Raw genomic sequence first — 21,283 nt, 5'->3', positions numbered from 1 at the left:
CTAAATCAACTTGTCCGCCATCTCCATCGCACTCCAGTGCCAGCGGTGTTTTTGTGCGACCCGCAGCCATCAAAATTGTCTCTAGTTCCCTGGGTGAGTAATTCAGAGCACCATGCCATTCAGAATTAGCGTTTAAATAAGAATGGTTGAGAAGGGCTCTGTATTCATTTGCAGCACCATCAACCTGGATAGAGATAGGACCTGGATAGAGGCGCGGCATGTCCTGATAAACCAGCTCAATTCGTTGTCTTTCAAGAACATTAGTAGGATTGACTATAATATCTACCGGAAAATTATCCTGTTTGGTTAATTGCTCATAGCTACCGAACCAATTAGGTTGGGCATAGGTTTCTGTGGCTGTCGTATAACCTCGTTGTGAATAACGCCTGGCTGCAGTTTGAATCGCTGTGGGTATTTGTTCATCTTTAATTAGAATCGCTAATAAATTGTATAAGGGTTCATTGCTGATAATGCCATCCTGGTTAATTTTATCAGCTAAGGAGGGCATTTTCTTTATCGCAGCTTGATTAAGCAAGGCTTGGTGACCTGAGGAAAAAAGACAATGATCGGTTTGGTGGTACTCATTTCATTCAACATCGCCTGGCTAAGCGGTTCGCCTTGCATGCGCATTTGGTCATAGCCATTAATAATGAGCCAGTCGTCACTTGTGTCCAGTTTATTTTTTATTGCGGCTAAAAAAGCGGAAGTTGTTTTGATTGGTTGCCAATCAGGCTGTTGGAGAGCATTAGTAGTCGATAAATCAATAGCGTGGTCAGTTAACCAGCCATAGAGTAAAAATTGCGAGTGAGTATCGATAAAGCCGGGTGTTACGAAGGCACCTTTTAAATCAACTAGTTGGGTATTTTTACCGCGGCAGTTCGCCATTAACTTTTGTTGGTCTCCAACTGCTACAATGCGTTGATTAGTGACTGCAACAGCAGTAGCGCGTGGTTGATTGGGATTTAGAGTTATAAAATTGGCGTTTATAAAGAGCATACTTGCATTTTGACAAAGCGCATCTTTGGCAACGTCAGCGAATACAAAACAGGAATAAGTTAAACAGGCAAGCCCCGCGACAACGATTTTACGCACATGTTGCATCATTCACATCCTGGTGTAAGGCATTATCATAATCCTAGCGTAAGTTATTAAGAACTAGCAAAGACTTTTATGTTTCAACAGGTAATTGATTGATAAAAATGGATGCTTCTTTGCTCCTAGTCTCAATAAACACGTTTTTATTTGCTGAAAAATTACATCAATATAGTGGTGGGAATAAACAAAATGATTATTCTTAAATTCCTTTTGAACACCAATTTACAAAACGATCAGAGTCGCGTAAAGTGAATGCAGTTTTTTGTTTATTTTTACACGATTATTAAGATTATCTTAAGCTTGCCTCGATACAATAATCTTTTGTAAGCGTTTGGAACAATAGAAAAGGAATGCAATGAGTAGTAAACACACGTTGACCATTTTTAGTCTCACAATGATTACGGTGGGTTCTGTAGATAGTATTCGTAACTTACCAGCTACAGCTCTTTTTGGTAGCCAATTGATTTCCTTCTTTATTTTAGGTGCATTGTTTTTTTAATCCCTACTGCACTGGTATCCGCGGAACTTGCTTCTGGTTGGGCAAAGCAAGGTGGGATTTATATCTGGGTAAAAGAAGCGTTTGGTAAAAAACAGGGTTTTTAGCAATTTGGCTACAATGGATTGAAAACGTGATTTGGTATCCAACCATTTTATCTTTTGTGGCGGGAACAATTGGCTATCTAATTAACCCTTCTATGGCGTCTAATCCTTATTTCCTGTGGTTAGTTATTGTATGTGCTTTCTGGGGCGCCACATTCGTTAATCTACGTGGTATGCGCTCTTCTGCCATGTTTAGCAATATTTGTGCGATCTCAGGCTTGTTATTGCCTATGGCGCTAATCATTGGTTTGGGTGCTGCCTGGATTGTTGGAGGTAACCCTTTGCAGGTGCAATTTGATTCTGCAAGTATTAGTCCGCATTGGCAGGATAGATCAATGTGGGTTTCGCTAACAGCGATTATGATGTCTTTCTGCGGTATCGAGATTGCTACTGTGCATGCTAATGATGTCGATAATCCGCAACGAGCTTTTCCGCGTGCATTAACTTATTCAGTCCTTATCATTTTAAGTACTTTGATTTTAGGTTCACTGGCGATTGCAGTTGTTTTACCGCAGCAAGATATCAATCTGGTTGCTGGCATTATGCAGGCCTTTGATGCTTTTTTCTCTAAGTATCACTTGGTTTGGTTTATGCCTTTCATCGCTTTGATGTTGGTTATGGGGGGGCTTGGCGGTGTGAGTAATTGGATCATAGCACCGACCAAAGGTTTGCTGGTTGCCGCTGAAGATGGTAATTTGCCTGAGGTGTTCCGACGAGAAAACGCACATGGAGCCCCTGTTGTCATGTTAATTAGTCAAGCTGTTATTGTCACTATTCTATCTGCTTTGTTCTTATTTATGCCAAGTGTCAATGGTTCTTATTGGTTATTAACTGCTTTGGCTGCTCAACTTTATATGTTGATGTATTTGTTAATGTTTGTTGCTGCTATTAAATTGCGCATAAGTGCACCGGATCATCCGCGTGCTTTCCGCATTCCTGGGGGGATGGCGGGTATGATCCTGGTGGCCGGGGTTGGTATTATTGGCGGTTTGACAACCTTGGTAGTGAGTTTCATGCCACCAGAGGGAATTAATGTCGGTGGTGTGGGTCGTTATGAGTTGACCTTGGTTACAGGTTTGTGTTTGATGTGTTTGCCTCCTTTTGTCAGTTCCTGGTTTCAGTCACGTTATATTCGTGTACAACAATTGGGAACGGATTTAGTCTTGTAATAGACTAGTATGACTATTGAGCAACTCTTGCTTGCTTTGGAAGCGCGGCTTCCAGAACTGGAATGGAAAGTCAGTTCATTGGGAAGCACGCATTTTTCTACTAAATCATTACCTAGAGGTTTATTTCATTCGCAAGGGGATGCAAATGCCTCTACTTTTGTTAATGAAATTAAAGCTGATATTCAACATTTGGCGATACAGAAAAATCAATCTTGTGCCTATTATCTTGCCCAACGCATTAATCAAAAGATTAATGTTTTGGTCACTATATGCCATCTGCAAGATAAAAAGCCAAAAGCGAGAGAGCACATTAGTTTTGGAGTAAACTTAATAGGTACACGACAGCAATGGTTGCAATCTTTGCAAAGCGATATCGAGCTTTTATCCGCTCAGCAACAGGCAATGCATAAATCTCTGCAGCTCATGCAGCAATCTGCCGATCCAAAGGCTTTATTGAATTTGCAAGCAGAATTGGGTGAGGTAGAAAGACGCTTAACTGTCGCAAAAGAAACGTTTGCGCGCGCTACAATGTGAGTTCGACATAAAAAGCATGATTACTCGCTCCGGTAGTCCAAATCCTCACTCAGTAGTTTAGCAAAGGCTCTAGCACTCATTGGTTGGCCGTAAAAAAATCCCTGGCCCTCATCACATTGACACTGTTGCAGAAAGTGCAACTGTGCTTCGGTTTCTATACCTTCGGCAAGCACTTTAAGTTTCAGGCTATGCCCCATAGCGATAATTGCCTCAACGATGGACGCGTCATTTTGATCGCTAATACAATCGTTAACAAAGGATTGATCAATTTTCAATTTGTTCACTGGAAATTGCTTTAGATAATTTAAACTGGAATAACCAGTACCAAAATCGTCAATCGTTAAGTCGATACCAATTTCCTTGAGTCGTTTTAGTGTATAGCGGTTTTGAGCTGTGTCATTCATGATGGTGCTTTCAGTCAGTTCAATTTCTATATACTGAGGAGATAATTGGGCATTCACCAGTGAGCGTTCTACTATGTCAGCAAAATTTTCACGCATGATTTGTACACCAGAAACATTGATTGCCATACGGATTGGCCTTAGTCCTTGAGATTGCCAATCCTTATTTTGCAAACAAGCATTCTGCAAGATCCATTCTCCTAAGGGGATAATGATTCGTGATTCTTCTGCGATTGGTATGAATTGCAGAGGATGGATGATTCCTCGCGTTGGATGTCGCCATCGTACCAGGGCCTCTACACCAATAATCTGCCCAGTTTTTAAATCAATTGTTGGTTGGTAAAGTAAATAAAATTCATTACGTAGCAGAGCGTTGCGTAACTCAATCTGCATTTCCAAACTGTTTCGGGTATGGCGTTTAATTGATTCATGATAAAGTATAAAGGTATTGCGTCCTTGATTTTTAGCCATATACATTGCCATATCAGCATTCTTGAGTAGTGTAGCGGCATCGTTTCCGTCATGAGGATAAATGCTGATGCCAATACTGGCTGTCACAACTATTTCATGATTTGCCAGCTCAATAGGCTGCGCCACTTTGGTGAGTATACGCTGTGATACAAGACGTATTTCTTTATGTGTATTAGCTATCAATAAGATAACAAACTCATCACCACCAAAGCGCGCAACGGTGTCACTTTCGCGAGTACAGAGGATAAGGCGTTGAGCAATATCTTGTAGCAGCATATCGCCTGCATTATGGCCAAGGTTGTCGTTAATTAACTTAAAGTTATCAATATCCAGAAACATCATGATGAGTCTGGTTTGGTCGCGCTTTGCGTGGGCGATTCCCTGATTGATACGGTCATAAAGCAAGGTACGATTGGGTAGACCGGTCAACAAATCATGATTTGCCTGGTAAGCAAGTTGTTGCTCCATTTGTTTGCGCATAGTGATATCACGAAAACTCCACACGCGGCCTACAATCTTATCATGCATTTTGTGTGGTTTAGCATGCCACTCGAACACGTTATTGTTAAGAGAAACTATTTCATCAAAGCGTTCCTGTTTGGGGTTTGTCTGTAATTCATTTATAGTTGACACGAACATTTGCGGATGTTTCAATTTTTTGAAAATCTCATTAATGAAAAGTTGTAAATCAGGGTCTTTAATGAATTTTCTGGACATTTGCCACATATCTATAAATTTTTGATTGTAATATTCAATAGTTCCATGGAGATCAATCACTAATAGTCCTTCTGCTGTGGACTCCAGTGTTGATTGTGTTAGTGCCAGGTTTTTTTCCAGTTCATTCGTGCGGTGAGCCACTCTTTTTTCCAATAACTGATTAAGTAAATCAAGGTTTACATTTTTGTATGCCAAGGAGAGGGAAGTGAGTAAAAATTTATTGGAGTAATAGCAACTGGCAAAAATAACAGGTATATAAACAAGACCGCAAAAACCTAAAATAATATAGATTCCCCCTTGAAGAAACAGCCAGATGTTAAAAGGAATGAAAGTTGGCAAAAGAAACAGGCTATAGACGGCCGTGACGGGGGAAAAAAAGAAATTGAACCTGCGGTCATACCAAAAATGAGAATAACTACAAAAGTTTGATGACTAAGGTTTTCAGTAGGCATTAATAATGAGCCAGCAATACCCCAACCACAGCCTGAAAGAAAGGTAAAAACAGCAAAAAGGATTAACCAGGTATCTTGTGATAGCCGATTTTCTTGCAAGTGATGAAAAATAGCGGTAATCAGCCATAAGACCGAGAGAAAGAGCATGTAGAAGAGCCAGCTAACTAGTAAAGTTGAAGGGATCACTTTCCATAAGGCAATAGTCAGGAAAATGGCGGCAAAACTTTGAGCTGCTATGCCGAAAGGATTTTGTTCATAAAGAAGACGGATCTGATCGCCGTGAATTCGATTGGCGAATGGATCCAGTTGTTCTTTTTCGTGCTCAATGAGGTGTTGTCTTTTCGAGTCCTTTAGTTCCATCAATCAACCAGCCTCCAATCGTCAAATTTTATCTGTTTGACCGATGTTTTCTGCTTATTGATACCACTATATAGCTAATTATAGTATCAATCGGTTGATAATTTAGTCATTTGAGGGGCACTGTCTGCTATTTATAAAGAGGAACAGAAATACTATGTAACAGAGAATGTTTCTTGCTGTTTCCTCTGCAGGGCAGGGAACAGCAAGAAAAGATCGAGCATTATTTTCAGAACACACTAATTGCTGGTGGTTGCTCGTGGGAGTGCTCAAGATCTTCAACTTCATCTTCGTGAGGCATGACGACTGGCTCACCGCCAACAACTACTTGCAGGTTGTCTACTTCCACAGGAACAGCATGTTCTGGAGGCGTTATTTCTTTTATACCGGTCAGTGTAGTTTTAAAGGACTCAAACAGTGTTTGTTCCTTACTTTTCCAGCCGAATAAGAAGGTACGTAGGCCATTAAAGAGCTGCATGAAGATATTATCAGAATTTTTAGTCATGACTTCTTCAAAAGTAGCGGCTGTTGTGACATAGGCTTTCACCTCTGCTAAACGTCGTCCTGGCGAACCACTAACTATGCTATCGTTATAGAGCACCTTTTGCATGCGTTCAATTTCTATAAGTTTAGCTTGCTCCTCAAGGGGGTTTCCTTTTTCGTAGATGATGTAGTTCTTCATTTGCGTGAGCGAGTCATAGACAGCAATAGCAACGTCATAATCCTTACATTCCTCGCTTAAGAATACATTTAATTCTTGCTGATGACTGGCAACCGTTTCCTGAGCGGCATATTGTTCTGTTTTCATCAGCTCATGTTGGAATTCCTCCATCCAGGCCAGTTTTTCTACCCTAAGGGGATTGGCAATCGGCTTAGGATGAGCGTTTTCCTTAGCAATGAAGCCTTTGAGTTGCTGTAAGGATCTATTCAGAGCAGCATAGGCTTCTTTGCTCGCAACATGTCGATTTACAATCTCAGGTAAGATGGCTTCAATCTTTTCAGCAATGACTTTCGGAATATCAACTTCCATCGTAATGTCTTTGAAAAGCTCCGCTTTTTTCTCCAGGAACTCAGGCTCAATGAGCTTTAAGAATAAACCGGCATAAGGGCCTAATTCTTCAAATTGACTTAGTACTTCAGCATGAAGGTAATTGTCAAAAGTATCGCTCTTGAATTTTTCAATTTTCCCTGCGGCAGCCTTCTTCTCTTCAACTAATTTAGCAGTAAAATAGTTGACTCGCTCTTCAGCGATTCCCTGTTTCAAGGCATGAGCATGTTTAAAACCTTCTACTAACTCGTCCAGTTTGCCTTTCATATCAACAATCCCATCTAAGGCTGCCTGGAAATCCTTACCTGTGCGCAATTCTCTCACGAAAGAAGAAGGCCAATAGGTGCTTGAAATTTGCACAAGATAAGGTTGTAATTCTGCGAAAAGATACAGGAATTTTTCACGGTTTTTATTCCCTTCTTCTGTATCTTCAAAAATGGTGTCATCTTCCCAATCGATATCCCACGACATTTGTTCAAGCTTGTCATAGATGCCTGGATGGAAATTAACGAGACCTTGCACACCCTGTAAATTTTCAATGGCTTCATCCAACTCCTCTTCAGTGGTTAGAGAAGAAAGATACGATTCATCAAACTCTTCGGCTAATTCGCTGTTTTCAACCAGATATGGACGCAATTTTTGGTAATGCTCTAGCAATTTGGCTTTGATATCCAACAAGGGTGTTTCCGAGTCAGTGGTTTTGGCCTTAAGGACATCATTAGCAAGGGTTGCAAAAAGGTAATTAATCCTATCAGCATCTCTATGGGTCATGCCAAAGATAGCTGCCTGAGCTCGAGCAGCTTCTTGATTGTCAGTTTTTATTGTGATTAATCGCTGTTCTTCTCTAGCCAGACGTTTGGCTGTTCCTGAGGTATCAGTTAATAAGGATAAACCGGCCTGATCACTTACATCAGCTAAACTGGTAATAAATCCTGCGTAAAAAATTTCGAATCTATCGCTAATAGATTTAGCTAGAGTATTGGGTTTTAGGCCTAAACGGAATTCAGCATTATCAGCAGCGGCAAGCAAATCAGCGCCTAATTCAGAGCGAATTTCATTAAGCTTGGCCATGATTATTGTACGGCTGGTTCTACCGATACCTGTTACTTCGGCTTGCAACTCATTAATAAGTTGCAATGCTTTTTTCGCTGTGCGAGGGTCATAGTATGCCAAACCGTCTAGCTGTCTAGCGAAAGCTTTGGCTTTTGCTTGTCTTGTTTCTGGTGTTTGAGATACATGGCCAGGGTTTTTGTATTTTTGCAGGACATCGGAAATTTCATAAAGTCTTTCTGATGCTAGTTGCAAATAAGAAATTGGATAGACACTAGTCACTACAGCATCGTAATAACCATTAAATTGCACATTTATGGCTGCAAATGAATCACCCAAGCTGCCTGCCGTTAAACCTGTTGTTATTTCTAATTCAGTAACAACTGTCTTTAAGTTAGCAGTAAAATCTTTACGTACTTCCTCTAGAGCGGTCATGACTTGGTCGCGGTCATCTATGCCAATTCTTGCTATCTGTACTTCCATGGCGGCAATGGTTGCTGTCAGTACAGCTAAAGAATCTTGGGACAGAGGTAAACTGCTTAGTGCCTCTACGAAAGAGTTCGCTTTGGTATCGATTTCTTTCGTTGCATGGCCAGGTACGGTTTTTTGCCTTTCTGCTATTTGTTCAATGTCTGTTTTTAATTGTCTGCGTGTATCCAGCAACTCTTGTAGTACTGAATTGTCAACATTTACAGGATTTGGTTGAGCAAGCGTATCAACAAAAGCCTTAATTTTAACTTCTACTGCGGCCAGCTCTTGTTCTTTAGCGTTCTTTTGCTCTTCTAATTGTTTTTCAGCCTGTGTGGTTTCAGGTGCTTTCATCTGACGCAATTTCTCAGAAATTTGCTTTAATTTACCCCTGAGTAACGTTGTATCCTCTGGGTTGATAGCTAAAGAAAAATGCTGTTGAGTAGGTTTTGGTACAACAGAAAGGATGGCTTGTTTTGCTAATAAAGATTCTACTTTATTTTTTAGAAAGCGTTCTGCTTCTTCTTGCAGCAAAGGCTCCAATGCGAGAATGTCATTTAAAGCGATGACATAATCACTTGCCGATTCTAGTGATTCAACAAAATCAACAGTATATTTCTCATCGATTTGGGCCAAGAAAGGTTGAATCTTTGTATATTGCACCGCAAAAAGTGGTCGATTGGAAAGGTCAAGGAAGTAATCCTCTTCGCTAGGATAACTGTGCATTGATACTGCCATTGCACCAAACGCTTCATGGATTGCTGAGGAGCGATAATTAACAATACTCACAGCGGCGTGTATTTTCGCTACCATCGCACGTAATTCTTCTACCGAGTTTAATGTACTAAAGTCGTTGGGGAATTCACTAGCTAAGACGCTGGCTTTGAAATGAGGGAGCATTTTTTTATAGACAGTTTCCAAGTCTGACCTTGCTGCGACTAACGCATCTTCAGGACGAGGGCCTATCATATTTGCCTTTATATTCCGTTCTGCATAGGCATCAGCAATGACTTGTTGAAATTCTTTATAAGCAAGGTCAAACTCTTTATTTGGTATTACACGGCCAGTAAGCGCTTGATAAGTCTCATCTTGCGAAGCAAGCGTCATTGCGATTAATTTTTGTTGTGCCTTAATTCCTGCACGTGATGTTTCACTTTGCTTGGCTAGCGGCTTAGGATGTCGTTCAGCATTGGCTATTTTTCCAGTTTGCTTTGTAGAGAAACAATGGTTTTGCGTGCAGTGTCATAGTCTTTTGCTGTTTTTAAACCATCAATAAAAGATGGCGTATAACGACTGTCAACTTTGGTCAGATAAGGCTGAACTCGTTTGTAATAATAGGCAAATTGTTCTTTATTTTCGCTTTTGTCAAAAAAGCGGACGTCCACACTGTCTCCATCTCCTTTTAACATACCGAAATCGCCATACACATAGTGATGATCGAGCAGCTTATGGACTTCACGTAATCTGTCTACCGCTGTGGTCAAATCCTCCTCAGTGGTTAATTTACTTAGGTAATCTATAGTAAATTCTGAAACCATCTGTGTGTTTGCCAAGTGAGGATAAAGATTTTGGTATATTTCTTCTAAATCAGTTTTTACAGCCAATAAAGAAGGTTGATCTTTAACGGCTTCTTCAAGCTCTTCGTAAAGATCGTCAATCAAATCCAGTTCATCTTCAGCACCAAAAAGCTTTAGATGGGTTGGCGTTGTTGGCCTGCTTAATGGATCGATGTTTGCAGCAACTAAATCTTGCTGATCTTGCCATAAAGCAACAATATCCACAGAAACTTGCTCAACAGTTGGGGTTGCTTCACCTGTCGTGCTTCTTAAACTATCCCCAATAATTGGTAGGGCATACAGTGGTTGTAAAAGGGCAAGATTTTCTTGAACCAATGCGTGCAACTGAGGGTTGCCAGCTAAAGCAGAGAGGTTGCTTTTAAGGCCAACAACATCCATGACCAACGCATTAAACGCAGTATACACAAAGGCTGCCCGCTGCCGAAAAGAGCTCGGTTGGCCCTGTAAATTTTCCAAACCTGCCAAACTGCTTTTTAAATGGTGAACAGCGTTTATTAATTTTTTATATAGGATTACTTCCTGGCTATCTTGATGGAAGCCATGGAAAGGCAGTCTGCTGCTATCAATGGTTTCCCCGTCACGGGAGAGTTGATGCCAAATTTCGGGAGAAAGATTTTCTTTCAGGTAGGGCACTATTTTGCTGTTTAAAAATTTATCAACATCTTTCGATAATTTTAATTCAGCCAATTTACCAAACAAGGAGCTTTTCTCAGCTTCCTTACCTTTGGCAACCAGAGGTTGTTCTTGTATAAAAGCAGCCTCTTTGTCTAAATAATAGGTTGTATTTCTTTGCGAACCCCTGATTAAATCTACCAATGTGGTGCCAATATTGCGTTTCATAAAAGCCAAACCTTCATCATTGGCTTTAAGTGGTGTTTCTGGCACTTCGCTGCTAGTTAAGCTAATAACTAAGCGAGCATTTAACTGAGCAAAGTTATACTCAGGATGAACAGCAGCAACCGCCAGTATATGGGGCTGGATCTGTTTATATGCTTTACGCAATTTTTCTTTTTGAGTATCGCTTAATTCATGAAAAGCACTGGTTGGCGCTATTCTATTGTCAACTTCATCGAAGAAATCTTTTAACGCTTTTTGAGCTGCTTCAAGCTGACTCGTTTGGTCAGCAAAACGCAAAACGTGTTCGCGATAATAGGTGGGTGGGAAAGCAGCTAAGGCTTCACTTTCTAAGCGTATCAAGGTCACGCTAATATTGTGTTTCATCAAAGCCAAACCTTCATCGTCGGCTTTAAGGGGCGTTTCTGGTTCTTCGTCGCTAGTTAAACTAGTAACTAAGCAAGTATTCAACTCATCAAAGTTATACTCAGGGTGAATGGCAGCTACAGCCAGTACATGGGGCTGAATTTGTTTATAAGCTTTATGCAATTTTTCTTTTTGAGCCTTATCTAATTCGTGAAAAGCAATGTTTGGCCCTAGTTGAGTTTCAACTAACATGAAAAAATCGTTTAATGCTTTTTGTGCACTCTGAAGCTGGCCAATGTGATTAGCTAAGTGTGTTGTTTGTTTGCGGTGAGAAGCGTGCTGGAAAGCTACTAATGCTTCACTTTTCCCTCTTTTAGTGGGAATGGGGTCAGTTACAGGAACTACGATTGTCTCAAAAGGCTCAACACTAATATTTAACGACGTTTGTTTTGCCTTAGCGGTATAAGTTGTAGTATCCGTATGCTGGATTGTTTTTTCAACAAAAGATTGTCTGAAAGCGGCTTGCCCTATTACTTGCTGAATACCATTTAAAACAGTCTCTTTACAAGCCATGATACTGCTAAAATGGTTTGTAGAACTCCAAAGTCCTTGGTAAGCATTACTTAGCATACCACGAGAGGAGGTATTATTCAGCGTATGGACGATTAGCTGATCCATCTCTGGGTAATGGGCTGCGAAATGAGATTGAAATTTTTTGTATTCAACCATTAATTCTTTTTCTCAGTGGAGTCAATTTTCCCCAAATCAGAGTTAAGCCAAGTAGAGTAGCTTCCAATCTTATTAAAAAAGGTCTGTGCGGCAGCTAATTGTTTTGTAGAGACATCTTCTTCAACCTTTGCCTGGTTTAATCGTGTTACTTGGCTTGCACTTCTCGCTGCAATAAAAGTATCGTCCATCATAACTGTTAAATTGAAGGTAGGTTCAACTTTTTGACCGACCATCAAGGTGTTGGTATCGCCAACTCTGGCACGTACAAATCGCCCGTACCAAGCGTCTAAATGAGAGGCAGTCGTATCAATAATACCTGCAGCAACAGCAATGTTCTCAACTTGAGTAGCTAGTTGAGTGTAGTATTCATTCATTTGCTTTATTGCTGGGTCAGTTAATACGCCAGTTTTTAACCCTAAATTTTCTTCAGCCTGCTCTAATTCTGCAATTAATTCAGGAAAAATCTCATGTTTGATTTCATGCAGTTTTTCACTGCGTCTTCATAGGCTGTTTTGGTGAGTGGTGCTCCGGCATTCAGTATATCTGAACTGTGAGCAATCAATTTCTTTGCTAGAGCAAGGTAGCTGGGCAGCAAAGAAAAAACTCCGCTGTTACCAGCAAGGCTTTCAAGATCTTTCTGTGCTGCATTAGCGCGTTCTATCATTTTAGCTTGATAATCCTCTGAGCTCGTAGTCTCTTTAAGTTGAGGATCAGAAAGTAGTTTGTTTTGTAATCGTTCAAAATAATTAGGTAGGGCATAAATCAAGCTCGTTAAGGTCGCTATACTTTCTTTATCCGAGCGCGGATTAGAAGGCAGCATTTCTATAGCGGTTGCTAACGCGACTCCCTTTGTTTGCGAGTTAGCTGAAGGCGACAGCATTTCTCTTGCTTTTTCAGGAACAAATGCCTCCACTTTTTTAACAGTAAATTCTTGTAATCTGTCAGCGACTAAGGCTACTCGAGGTAATAAGGCATTTAATTGAGGTCCGACAATATTTTGGACGTCAGGTGTAGTTTGATTAATTAATTGCAAAGTAGTGTAGATTTCATTAACAGTTACCCGTACAGCTCGGACGAGTTCGACATCAATGCCAAGCTGAGAGCGATCTTTATGCAGATCGATCTGCTCGATGCCTCGCAAGCCTGTTTCAGCATGTGCCAAGGCATTGACCAATTTCTTCAAGACAGCTACTTGAGAGGGATCAGTTGGAGAGAGCTTGTAGTCTCCTTTTTCATCTTTCTTGAAATAATCTCTTAATTCTGATGAAAAATAATCTTCATTATTCATAAGTGTCTCAAGATTTGCGCGCACCATTTTTGCAGGTGTCTGCTATTTGCAAATCTTCCCTGAGCCACAAAATTAACCATTCTTGTTTTCTTCGTCCTGTCCATTCATAGGCTGCACCTGCATATCCAAGATAGGTTTCTAATGTTCCAGGTGTTTCTTTTTCTTTGGTTGGTTTTCAAGTTTTAGATGCATTTTCAGTCCAGCCATTTTATGAAAATAGGTTATCACGCGAGTATAAATCATCTCAGATTAAGGTTATATTAACTGTAAAAGTTATAAAATTAGAACACTAAGCTCTTACTACTCTCTTCATGTTTTGTACTCGGAAAAAATTGTTTAACAACGCATTAAAAAAGCTATAGATGCTATTGTTACTGTTAACAACAATCAAATCGCTCTTAGCGTCCATGTTAATCTTTTGAGCTTGACTCAAGTAAAATGCATGACGGGTCATCTTTTCTTGAAATTCCGGAAAATCAACGACATCCGTCATAGTTAGCCTACATCCTGTTTCATCCAGATTATCTGTTTGTTGTAAATACTGTTTAAGCGTTTGCTTATCATAAATTTTACCCGCAGCAGTAATTACCGGCTCTTTAATCCGTTTTTTACTAATAGGGCATAAAAAGAGGGTCGGATTAGCAATAGGTGGATCTGCATAAGCCAAATCGCTTGCCTCATCAATTAATTGTTGCTTTTTTCTTGATAGACACGTTGCCTAGCCATAAAGAGAGTAATAGAAGTCAACAATTCAGTGAGAGGTTTCAGTTTTGATGGCTTTAAGGGAACACCATTTAGAGGATCTGTTGAATTCTTTGCTAATGCTTTTAAAATATTTTTTGGTCATAGACATAGCCGCTTGGTGTATACACGGGCTCAACCATTAACTGCAAGCTGATAGGGCAAATTAAGGATCGGGGCGCTGAGGCAGGGTGTGCAGTCATTGCTTCATGCCTTGCTGTTTCAAGATAATTCTTTACTGATAGTGGAAGAGCGCTACCAAAAAATATTGATAATGAGTTTGAAGCCATTTCATTCCTGCAGTTAGTCTATATTTGCTTAACTTAGAAAACGACTGAAGTCGCTAGCAGTATGAGCTCATCCAAGCTAAACGAATTATTCCGAACAAGGCCAAGTTAGGTTGCTATAAAAATATCCACTTTATCTTACCTTAATTCACAGCAATTGGAAAGAAGATAGTCAAATTGCTAACTTGGTAATGCGCTAACATCTCTTGTGCAGTATTAACAAAATGAGATAGAGGGTAAAATGCTGTTGTCTATTCTTTCTTCTGAGATAGTATCGTTTCGGCAAGCTTTGTTATGATGGGGTTAGAAAGTAGTCTTTGTTCAAGGAATGAAAATGTTTAAGAAAATTCTTGTGAGTAATCGTGGCGAAATTGCGCTTCGTATTGTGCGTGCTTGCAAGGAGATGAAAATTGCAGCAGTTACAATTCATAGTGAAGCCGATCGGTATGCTTTGTATGTCAAGCGCGCTTCCTTTTCGCATTGTTTGAGTGGCAAACCTTTAGAAGCCTATTTGAATAGTCATCGCATTATAGAGTGTGCCAAGGCGGTTGGTTGTGATGCGATTCATCCTGGTTATGGTTTTTTATCAGAAAATGCTGATTTTGCAGCAGCCTGTGAGCAAGCTGGTCTTGTTTTCATTGGTCCCTCGGCGGCTGTTATTGCAACAATGGGCTCCAAAATAGCTGCCAGACAGGCCATGATCAAAGCGAATATTCCTGTTATTCCGGGTAGTGAGGATAATGTAACGTCAATCGATGAAGCAATTGCTTGTGCTGAAAAATTGGGGTATCCGGTCATGCTTAAAGCCACTTTTGGTGGTGGCGGTCGTGGTATTCGTTTATGTCATGATGCAAACCAAATACGCAGTCAATATGCGAGAGTGCAATCAGAAGCTGGTAAAGCATTTGGCGATCCTCGTCTTTTTATAGAGAAATTTATCTCTAATCCACGCCATATTGAGGTACAAATTCTTGCCGATAACTACGGCAAAGTTCTGCATTTGTTTGAACGTGATTGCTCGATCCAGCGCCGCCATCAGAAATTGGTAGAAGTGGCCCCTTCTCCGCAGTTGGATGATAAAACGCGAGAACTCCTTTATGACTATGCGGTTAGGGCAGCGAGAGCTGTCGGGTATACCAATGCAGGGACCGTAGAATTCATCCTGGATGAAGACAATCACGCCTATTTTTTAGAGATGAACACACGCTTGCAAGTAGAGCACCCTGTAACAGAACAAATAACCGGTATTGATTTGGTACAACAGCAAATTCTGATTGCTGCTGGAGAAAAATTACCGATGACACAAGAGCAAATTACGCGTCGTGGTTTTGCAATTGAGTTCCGCATTAATGCTGAAGATCCGCAAAATGATTTTCTACCTAGTTTCGGGCGAATTACTCGCTATTATGCACCTGGTGGCCCAGGGGTTCGTACCGACAGTGCTATTTATACCGGCTATACTATTCCGCCGGATTACGATTCTTTATGTGCAAAGCTCACTGTGTGGAGTCTTGACTGGCCTTCCGTTTTGCGTCGAGCTGCAAGAGCATTGGAGGAAATGCGTTTGTTCGGTGTGAAAACCACCATTCCGTACTATTTGGAGATGCTTAAGTCAGAAGAGTTCCGGCAGGGTTTACTGACTACCACACTCGTTGATAATCATCCTGAATGGTTACGTTATTCCAATAAATCCTTACCTCAGCACAAGGCAGCAGTGATTGCAGCGGCCATTGCAACTTACAATCAAAATGTAGCTGCTCATGGAAAAGATAGCTAAGATAAAAACAGCTGTGTTTAGTAGGGCATGATTGGAGCCCGGATTGGAATGTTTAATCCGGGACCCAATGCTATAGTTTATAGCCACAACTTCCTATTGCTATAAGAAATTGGCTTTTTATAAGCTGGCATACCCTTCCAGAGAATAATTATCTATCAAACGGATGTCTCCGATTAACACAGCGGCAAAACGTCTATTCTGGTAATCCTCAAGATAGTCGACTTGAATGTTGTTGCTAGTCAATTCTGCCAATAGCGCGTCCCGAGATTTTTGTTGATGAAAAATTCGCGCAAATTTTTCGGCTTCCTGGCGTTGTGTTTGATTGAGACGATTATTGCGTGAACTATAAGCTAAACCACTTGCTTCACGGATAGTAGGGCAGGCTTTGATTGCTACGTCCATAAAAAAGCCTCCGCCATATCACGGATTAACAGGTATTGCTGATAGTCTTTCTCGCCAAAATAAGCCCGCTGAGGTTTAACAAGATTGAGTAATTTCATCACTATGGTCAATACACCGTTGAAATGACCTGGTCGGTGTTTTCCTTCCATCAATTGGCAAAGCGCTGTTTCCTGTAACTGATAGCGATAATTATCAGCATACATCGCTTGTTCGGAAGGAATTAAACAATAATCAACCCCTGCTTCTTCTAATAAATCAAGATCGGCTTCCAGAGTTCGAGGATAGTGTATGAAATCATCTGGCCGATTAAATTGCGTGGGATTAATAAATAAACTGGCGACAGTGTAATTATTTTCTTGTTTACTGGCGGCAAATAAAGAGGCATGACCCGCATGTAAATTTCCCATGGTAGGAACAAAGCCAATTGAATGAGTTGTTGGAATGGAATGACGAACAGCCAGCCATTCGTCAAGATGGTTAAAAATCCGCATGAAATACTCCTAAAATGGAAGTCGTTGCTAGGCACTGCTTACATGTTGACTATCAAGCCATAATCGCTTGAGCAAGCGAATACAAACAGTTCTCCCGAATCAAACTAAAAAGCATGTTCGATGGTAGGAAATTGTGCCTGCTGAACTTCTTGAACATAGGCGTTAATTGCAGCCAACATCATGTTTTTAATTTGCGCATACTGCTTTAAGAACTTAGGTCTAAATTCAGTTTGCAGACCAAGCAAATCATGCCAAACCAAGACTTGACCATCGGTATTGACCCCGGCTCCTATCCCGATCGTAGGAATAGAGAGTGATTGCGTAATTGCTTGGGCTACTTGTTGGGGAACGCATTCAATGACAAGAGCAAAACACCCCGCTTTTTCTAGCTCGGCGGCTTGTTGCAGTAAATCAGCCGCTTGTTTTGTTTCTTTCCCTTGTACTTTATAGCCTCCTAGTTGATGTATGGATTGTGGTGTTAAGCCAATGTGACCTACAACAGGAATACCAGAATCAACTAAATAAGCAATTGTTTGGCAGGTATCTTGATCACCGCCTTCAATTTTGATGGCATGGGCGCCCGCTTGCATAAGTTGCCTGACATTGTTAATTGTTTCGGCGCGGGAGACACGATGGCTTAAAAAAGGTAGATCAGCAATTAAAAATTGTTTCTTTAAGCCGCGTGCGACAGCTCGTGTGTGCATGACCATCATTTCTATTGTTGCCATGATCGTTGTTTCATAGCCGTGCACAGCCATAGCGACCGAATCACCGACTAATACACAATCAACATCGGATTCATTCACAGTACAGGCTGAAGGATAATCATAACAGGTGATCACGCTGATCTTTCTTTTTTGTTGTTTTTTGCTTTGAAATCTTGAATTTTCATATGGCACTCCTTCGATTGAAGGTTGGTGCAGAAAGAATAGAATAAACTATAGATAACACAGGTACCTGTCGCATGGATCAAGTCCTCCAATGAGTATATTAAAAGGGTCACCGCTTATCAAAAAGACCAAGTCGATGCTAAAAAGCAGCTTGATCTTAAAGAACGCGCATGAAATTGCAAGATGCGCTATGATTTACTTTTTAGTGATTCGGGTTTTTTATGGTTTTGGTGGATAAATTAAATACAGCCGGGGAACATCCTTTTGTGTTTTCGGGGCAAGTTGGTCAATTAGAAGCAGTATTAACAGTACCTCCTGATAGGCATGAATCTTATGTGGCTTTATTAGGTCATCCGCATTCTTTGCAGGGGGGCACCATGAATAATAAAGTGGTGACAACCTTGGCGCGTACATTTAAAGAAATAGGTATTCCCAGCCTTCGCTTTAATTTTCGTGGTGTAGGTCAATCAGAAGGAAGTTATGATGCTGGTATAGGTGAAAGTGACGATATGTTGTCATTGATGCGTCTTTGGCAGCGAGAAAAACCAGAGGCTCGCTTTTTACTAGCCGGATTTTCTTTTGGTTCCTATGTTGCCTACAGAGCAGCGGCACAAAGTAAGCATGAATTGCTTATTACCGTTGCCCCACCTGTACATCATTATAATTATCGCGAATTTGATCCGGTACCTGAGCCCTGGTTAATTATGCAAGGCGATGAGGATGAAGTAGTACCCTTGTCGTTGGTACTTGATTTTGCTGCACAGTCAACCCCCCCTTTACCAGTTATCCGGTTCGCACAGACAAGCCATTTCTTTCACGGTAAGTTGCTTGAGCTTAAAGAGCAGCTTCTTAAAGGGATCAGTCATGTAGGACTAAAATTATGACTGTAATTAGCCAATATGAGGCAGGCATTGCCAGCGGCGATATCCAGGATGATCCCATGCAGCGTAAAGTTTTGCTAGCGATGCAACGACTTGCGGAAGACTTACAAGCGCCCAAGCGGACTTGGTTTCATCGACGATACCAACAAGAGATTAAAGGGTTGTATATCCATGGACCTGTTGGCGTGGGGAAAAGTTACTTAATGGATTTGTTTTATCAACAAATTGGTGAACGTAAGAAAGCACGCTTTCATTTCCACCATTTTATGCAACAAATTGATGCTCAATTACGACGTTTACAAGGACAAAAAGACCCTTTACGCCGTATAGCTGCCGATTTTTCCAAGAGAACGCGTTTATTGTGTTTTGACGAATTTTTAGTCCATGACGTCGCGTACGCGATGATTCTCGCTGAATTACTGCAGGCTTTTTTTGCGCAGGGTATAGTCCTGGTAGCAACCTCAAATACCTGTCCCGATGATTTATATTTAAATGGGGTTCAGCGAGCACGATTTTTACCCGCAATTGCCTTAATTAAATCACGCTGTGAGGTGATTAGTCTGGGCGATAAGAAGGACTATCGTTTGGGGCGAGAGCCTTTGCAGGAAGCTTATCTTTATCCACTTGGTAGCGCTACAGATAAGATTTTAAACGAACAATTTACCGCCATTGAACAAAATAGTGTATCGCAGGGTAGTTTGATGGTACAAACTCGGGATATTCCTTTTGTTAAATGTGGTGAGCGAGCGATATGGTTTGATTTTAAAGTGATCTGTAATTTGCCACGCAGCCAGTTGGATTATTTGGAAATTGCTGATCGCTTTGATACGGTTTTTGTTAGTGATATTCCCGTTTTGACAAAGAACGATACGGTGTATGCAATTCTGCTGATTCATTTTGTTGATGTGATGTATGACCGCGGCATTCGGTTAATTATTTCTGCGGCAGTGCCGTTATCGCAACTGTATGTGCAAGGTGAAATGAAAGATTCTTTTAAGCGCACCTTAAGCCGCTTACAAGAAATGCAATCGGTGGATTATATTAGACGTCATCCCCGGCGGCGGGTGCAAAATTTGCTGAGTAGCTTGCCTTTAACACCAGAAGAAGAGACTGCTGGCCGAAGTAAAAAAGCTAAAAAATCAACCAAATAAGTCAGGGCTGTTGGCATGTCTACTGCCTTGCCGAAAAACGTTGATTTTCTGTGCCTGTCGACTCAAGCTAGCGAAATGTCAGCAGCGCCTAATTAAGATCATTGGCTTTTTAATGGTTATTTTTTCTAAAATGAGAATGATTCTCGATATCATTTGTGTTAAACTTTTAATTCTACCTGTTTTTGAATTGGAATGATGCGAATTACTGAGTTGGTAAAAGGTGATCATGTTCGTCTGGTTGATTTTGGTCAAACGGATGCAATTTATAGACGTAAACTATTATCTCTAGGGATTACTCGCGGTATAGAGCTGACAGTAGTAAGAGTAGCCCCTTTCGGTTGTCCAATTCAAGTCGAAGTGCGCGGTACTTCTTTAACCCTGCGCAAGGAAGAAGCCGGTGAGTTGATATGGGAGCGTTTATGACTCATATTTTGTTAGCCGGTAACCCTAATTGTGGTAAAACAACTTTATTTAATGCTTTGACTGGTGCTAATCAACGAGTGGGAAATTGGCCTGGTGTCACGGTTGAAAAAACGGGTTCTTATATTTTATCGAATCAAACGATTCAAATTACCGATTTGCCTGGAGTCTATTCCTTAACCTCCTCCGTAAGCGGTTCTAGTCAAGATGAACAAATTGCGGCAAAAGCAATCGTTACCCTTGATACGGATCTCATTATTAATGTGGTGGATGCTTGCCATTTAGAACGCCATTTGTATCTTACCAGCCAAATTCTTGAGTTGGGCAAACCGGTCATTGTTGTACTTAATATGATGGATATTGCCAAGCAACAAGGCATTAGTATCAATACGAATGCGTTGGCCCAGCAATTAGGTTGTCCTGTGATCGCTATTCAAGCCCATAAAAAATAGGTATTGATGGGTTGAATCAAGCAATTGCTAACCCCCCTCCTCGTAGCCGCAGATTATCATTAAATTTACCATCGACAGTTCAAGAGTCTTTAACTGTCTTGGAGAAGAAATTAATAGCGCAGGGCGTTGATTCCCGTCTAGCCAGCTACTATGCCCACCGTATTTTGGAGGGGGATAATACGCTTTTAGCTGATGATTTAGTCAATCCGTTCATGACGTCCAAAGACGATGAGTTTGATATAGTGTTCGCTGATGCGCGGTATCAAAAAATACATCAGATAGTTGTTCGGGTACAGAAAAAACGCAGTGATAGTAGCGAGCATTTCACAGCAAAGCTTGATCGTATCGTTTTGCATCGCTACTTTGCTTTACCAATATTTTTCGCGATGATGTACCTCATGTTTCTCTTTGCCATCAATATAGGTGGAGCATTCCAGGATTTCTTTGATATCACAACGGATACTATTTTTGTTCAGGGAAGCGCCTGGCTGTTAGCCCAAATGCACGCGCCAGATTGGCTTACGGCTTTAATTGCCAATGGCGTTGGTAAGGGTATTAATACGACCTTGACCTTTATCCCGGTTATTGCAGCGATGTTTTTCTTTTATCCTTGTTAGAGGCTTCCGGCTACATGG

Annotated in this window: 15 protein-coding genes and 4 pseudogenes; 7 read left to right on the top strand and 12 right to left on the bottom strand. The window is 40.9% G+C overall.

From position 1 onward, the window contains the following. Both BN58_RS21130 and BN58_RS01540 read right to left on the bottom strand, forming a co-directional pair. The coding region (locus tag BN58_RS21130) for an amidohydrolase family protein (protein WP_040916008.1) at window positions 1–535 on the bottom strand (535 nt) is incomplete at its 3' end. After that, on the bottom strand, window positions 514–1,104 hold the full coding sequence (locus BN58_RS01540; protein WP_026069183.1) for an amidohydrolase family protein: 591 nt from the start codon (window positions 1,102–1,104) through the stop codon (window positions 514–516). The genes BN58_RS21130 and BN58_RS01540, both read right to left, overlap by 22 nt. A 346-nt stretch (window positions 1,105–1,450) precedes the next feature. Here BN58_RS01540 and BN58_RS21125 point away from each other — a divergent pair. Further along, a pseudogene (locus BN58_RS21125) lies at window positions 1,451–2,864 on the top strand (APC family permease). Window positions 2,865–2,873: 9 nt separating this feature from the next. After that, the gene (locus BN58_RS01530; protein ID WP_019215325.1) at window positions 2,874–3,398 is read left to right on the top strand and encodes a hypothetical protein; all 525 of its coding nucleotides are present in this window, start codon (window positions 2,874–2,876) and stop codon (window positions 3,396–3,398) included. Window positions 3,399–3,418: 20 nt separating this feature from the next. Here BN58_RS01530 and BN58_RS01525 read toward each other — a convergent pair whose 3' ends face one another. The 8 genes from BN58_RS01525 to BN58_RS27920 all read right to left on the bottom strand — a co-directional run bounded on the left by BN58_RS01525 (window position 3,419) and on the right by BN58_RS27920 (window position 14,187). Then, window positions 3,419–5,182: an EAL domain-containing protein gene (locus BN58_RS01525; protein ID WP_232220254.1), complete on the bottom strand. Its 1,764-nt coding sequence runs from the start codon at window positions 5,180–5,182 to the stop codon at window positions 3,419–3,421. 80 nt (window positions 5,183–5,262) lie between these two features. Further along, a complete protein-coding gene (locus BN58_RS31405) occupies window positions 5,263–5,802 on the bottom strand; it encodes a hypothetical protein (protein WP_198009786.1) in 540 nt (179 codons plus the stop codon). A 223-nt stretch (window positions 5,803–6,025) separates the two neighbouring features. Then, on the bottom strand, window positions 6,026–9,469 hold the full coding sequence (locus BN58_RS01515; RefSeq protein WP_019215323.1) for a hypothetical protein: 3,444 nt from the start codon (window positions 9,467–9,469) through the stop codon (window positions 6,026–6,028). Window positions 9,470–9,555: 86 nt separating this feature from the next. After that, window positions 9,556–11,868 carry a hypothetical protein gene (locus BN58_RS01510; RefSeq protein ID WP_019215322.1) on the bottom strand — a complete coding sequence of 771 codons (2,313 nt, stop codon included), beginning with the start codon at window positions 11,866–11,868 and terminating at the stop codon, window positions 9,556–9,558. Then, entirely contained in the window at window positions 11,868–12,242 is a 375-nt protein-coding gene (locus BN58_RS01505; protein WP_019215321.1) for a hypothetical protein, read from the bottom strand. Before BN58_RS01505 ends, BN58_RS01510 begins: the two co-directional genes overlap by 1 nt. Window positions 12,243–12,316: 74 nt before the next feature. Beyond that, window positions 12,317–13,156: a hypothetical protein gene (locus tag BN58_RS01500; protein WP_156812296.1), complete on the bottom strand. Its 840-nt coding sequence runs from the start codon at window positions 13,154–13,156 to the stop codon at window positions 12,317–12,319. Between the two features lie 289 nt (window positions 13,157–13,445). After that, window positions 13,446–13,823 carry a U-box domain-containing protein gene (locus BN58_RS27925; protein WP_019215319.1) on the bottom strand — a complete coding sequence of 126 codons (378 nt, stop codon included), beginning with the start codon at window positions 13,821–13,823 and terminating at the stop codon, window positions 13,446–13,448. Window positions 13,824–13,983: 160 nt separating this feature from the next. Then, window positions 13,984–14,187, bottom strand: a complete 204-nt coding sequence (locus BN58_RS27920) for a U-box domain-containing protein (RefSeq protein ID WP_019215318.1) — start codon at window positions 14,185–14,187, stop codon at window positions 13,984–13,986. A gap of 331 nt (window positions 14,188–14,518) precedes the next feature. Here BN58_RS27920 and BN58_RS01485 point away from each other — a divergent pair, with 331 nt between their 5' ends. Beyond that, a complete protein-coding gene (locus BN58_RS01485) occupies window positions 14,519–15,961 on the top strand; it encodes an acetyl-CoA carboxylase biotin carboxylase subunit (RefSeq protein ID WP_019215317.1) in 1,443 nt (480 codons plus the stop codon). A gap of 117 nt (window positions 15,962–16,078) precedes the next feature. Here BN58_RS01485 and panC read toward each other — a convergent pair. Together panC and panB are read right to left on the bottom strand one after the other, a co-directional pair. Continuing rightward, window positions 16,079–16,854: pseudogene (gene panC / locus BN58_RS21115) on the bottom strand (pantoate--beta-alanine ligase). 104 nt (window positions 16,855–16,958) lie between these two features. Further along, a pseudogene (gene panB / locus BN58_RS21110) lies at window positions 16,959–17,746 on the bottom strand (3-methyl-2-oxobutanoate hydroxymethyltransferase). A gap of 219 nt (window positions 17,747–17,965) precedes the next feature. Between panB and BN58_RS01470 the strand changes: the two are divergent. The 4 genes and pseudogenes from BN58_RS01470 to BN58_RS32370 all read left to right on the top strand — a co-directional run. Continuing rightward, window positions 17,966–18,628, top strand: a complete 663-nt coding sequence (locus tag BN58_RS01470; RefSeq protein ID WP_019215315.1) for an alpha/beta hydrolase — start codon at window positions 17,966–17,968, stop codon at window positions 18,626–18,628. Then, on the top strand, window positions 18,625–19,776 hold the full coding sequence (gene zapE / locus BN58_RS01465; RefSeq protein WP_019215314.1) for a cell division protein ZapE: 1,152 nt from the start codon (window positions 18,625–18,627) through the stop codon (window positions 19,774–19,776). Before BN58_RS01470 ends, zapE begins: the two co-directional genes overlap by 4 nt. A 195-nt stretch (window positions 19,777–19,971) precedes the next feature. Then, a complete protein-coding gene (locus BN58_RS01455) occupies window positions 19,972–20,199 on the top strand; it encodes a FeoA family protein (RefSeq protein ID WP_019215312.1) in 228 nt (75 codons plus the stop codon). Beyond that, window positions 20,196–21,283: pseudogene (locus BN58_RS32370) on the top strand (FeoB small GTPase domain-containing protein); the annotation flags it as partial. The gene BN58_RS01455 and the pseudogene BN58_RS32370, both read left to right, overlap by 4 nt.

Source organism: Legionella tunisiensis (assembly GCF_000308315.1).
In the GTDB taxonomy this organism is placed as follows: domain Bacteria; phylum Pseudomonadota; class Gammaproteobacteria; order Legionellales; family Legionellaceae; genus Tatlockia; species Tatlockia tunisiensis.
The sequence above is the reverse complement of the archived record's forward strand: the minus strand, read 5'-3'. Positions and strand labels throughout refer to the sequence as shown.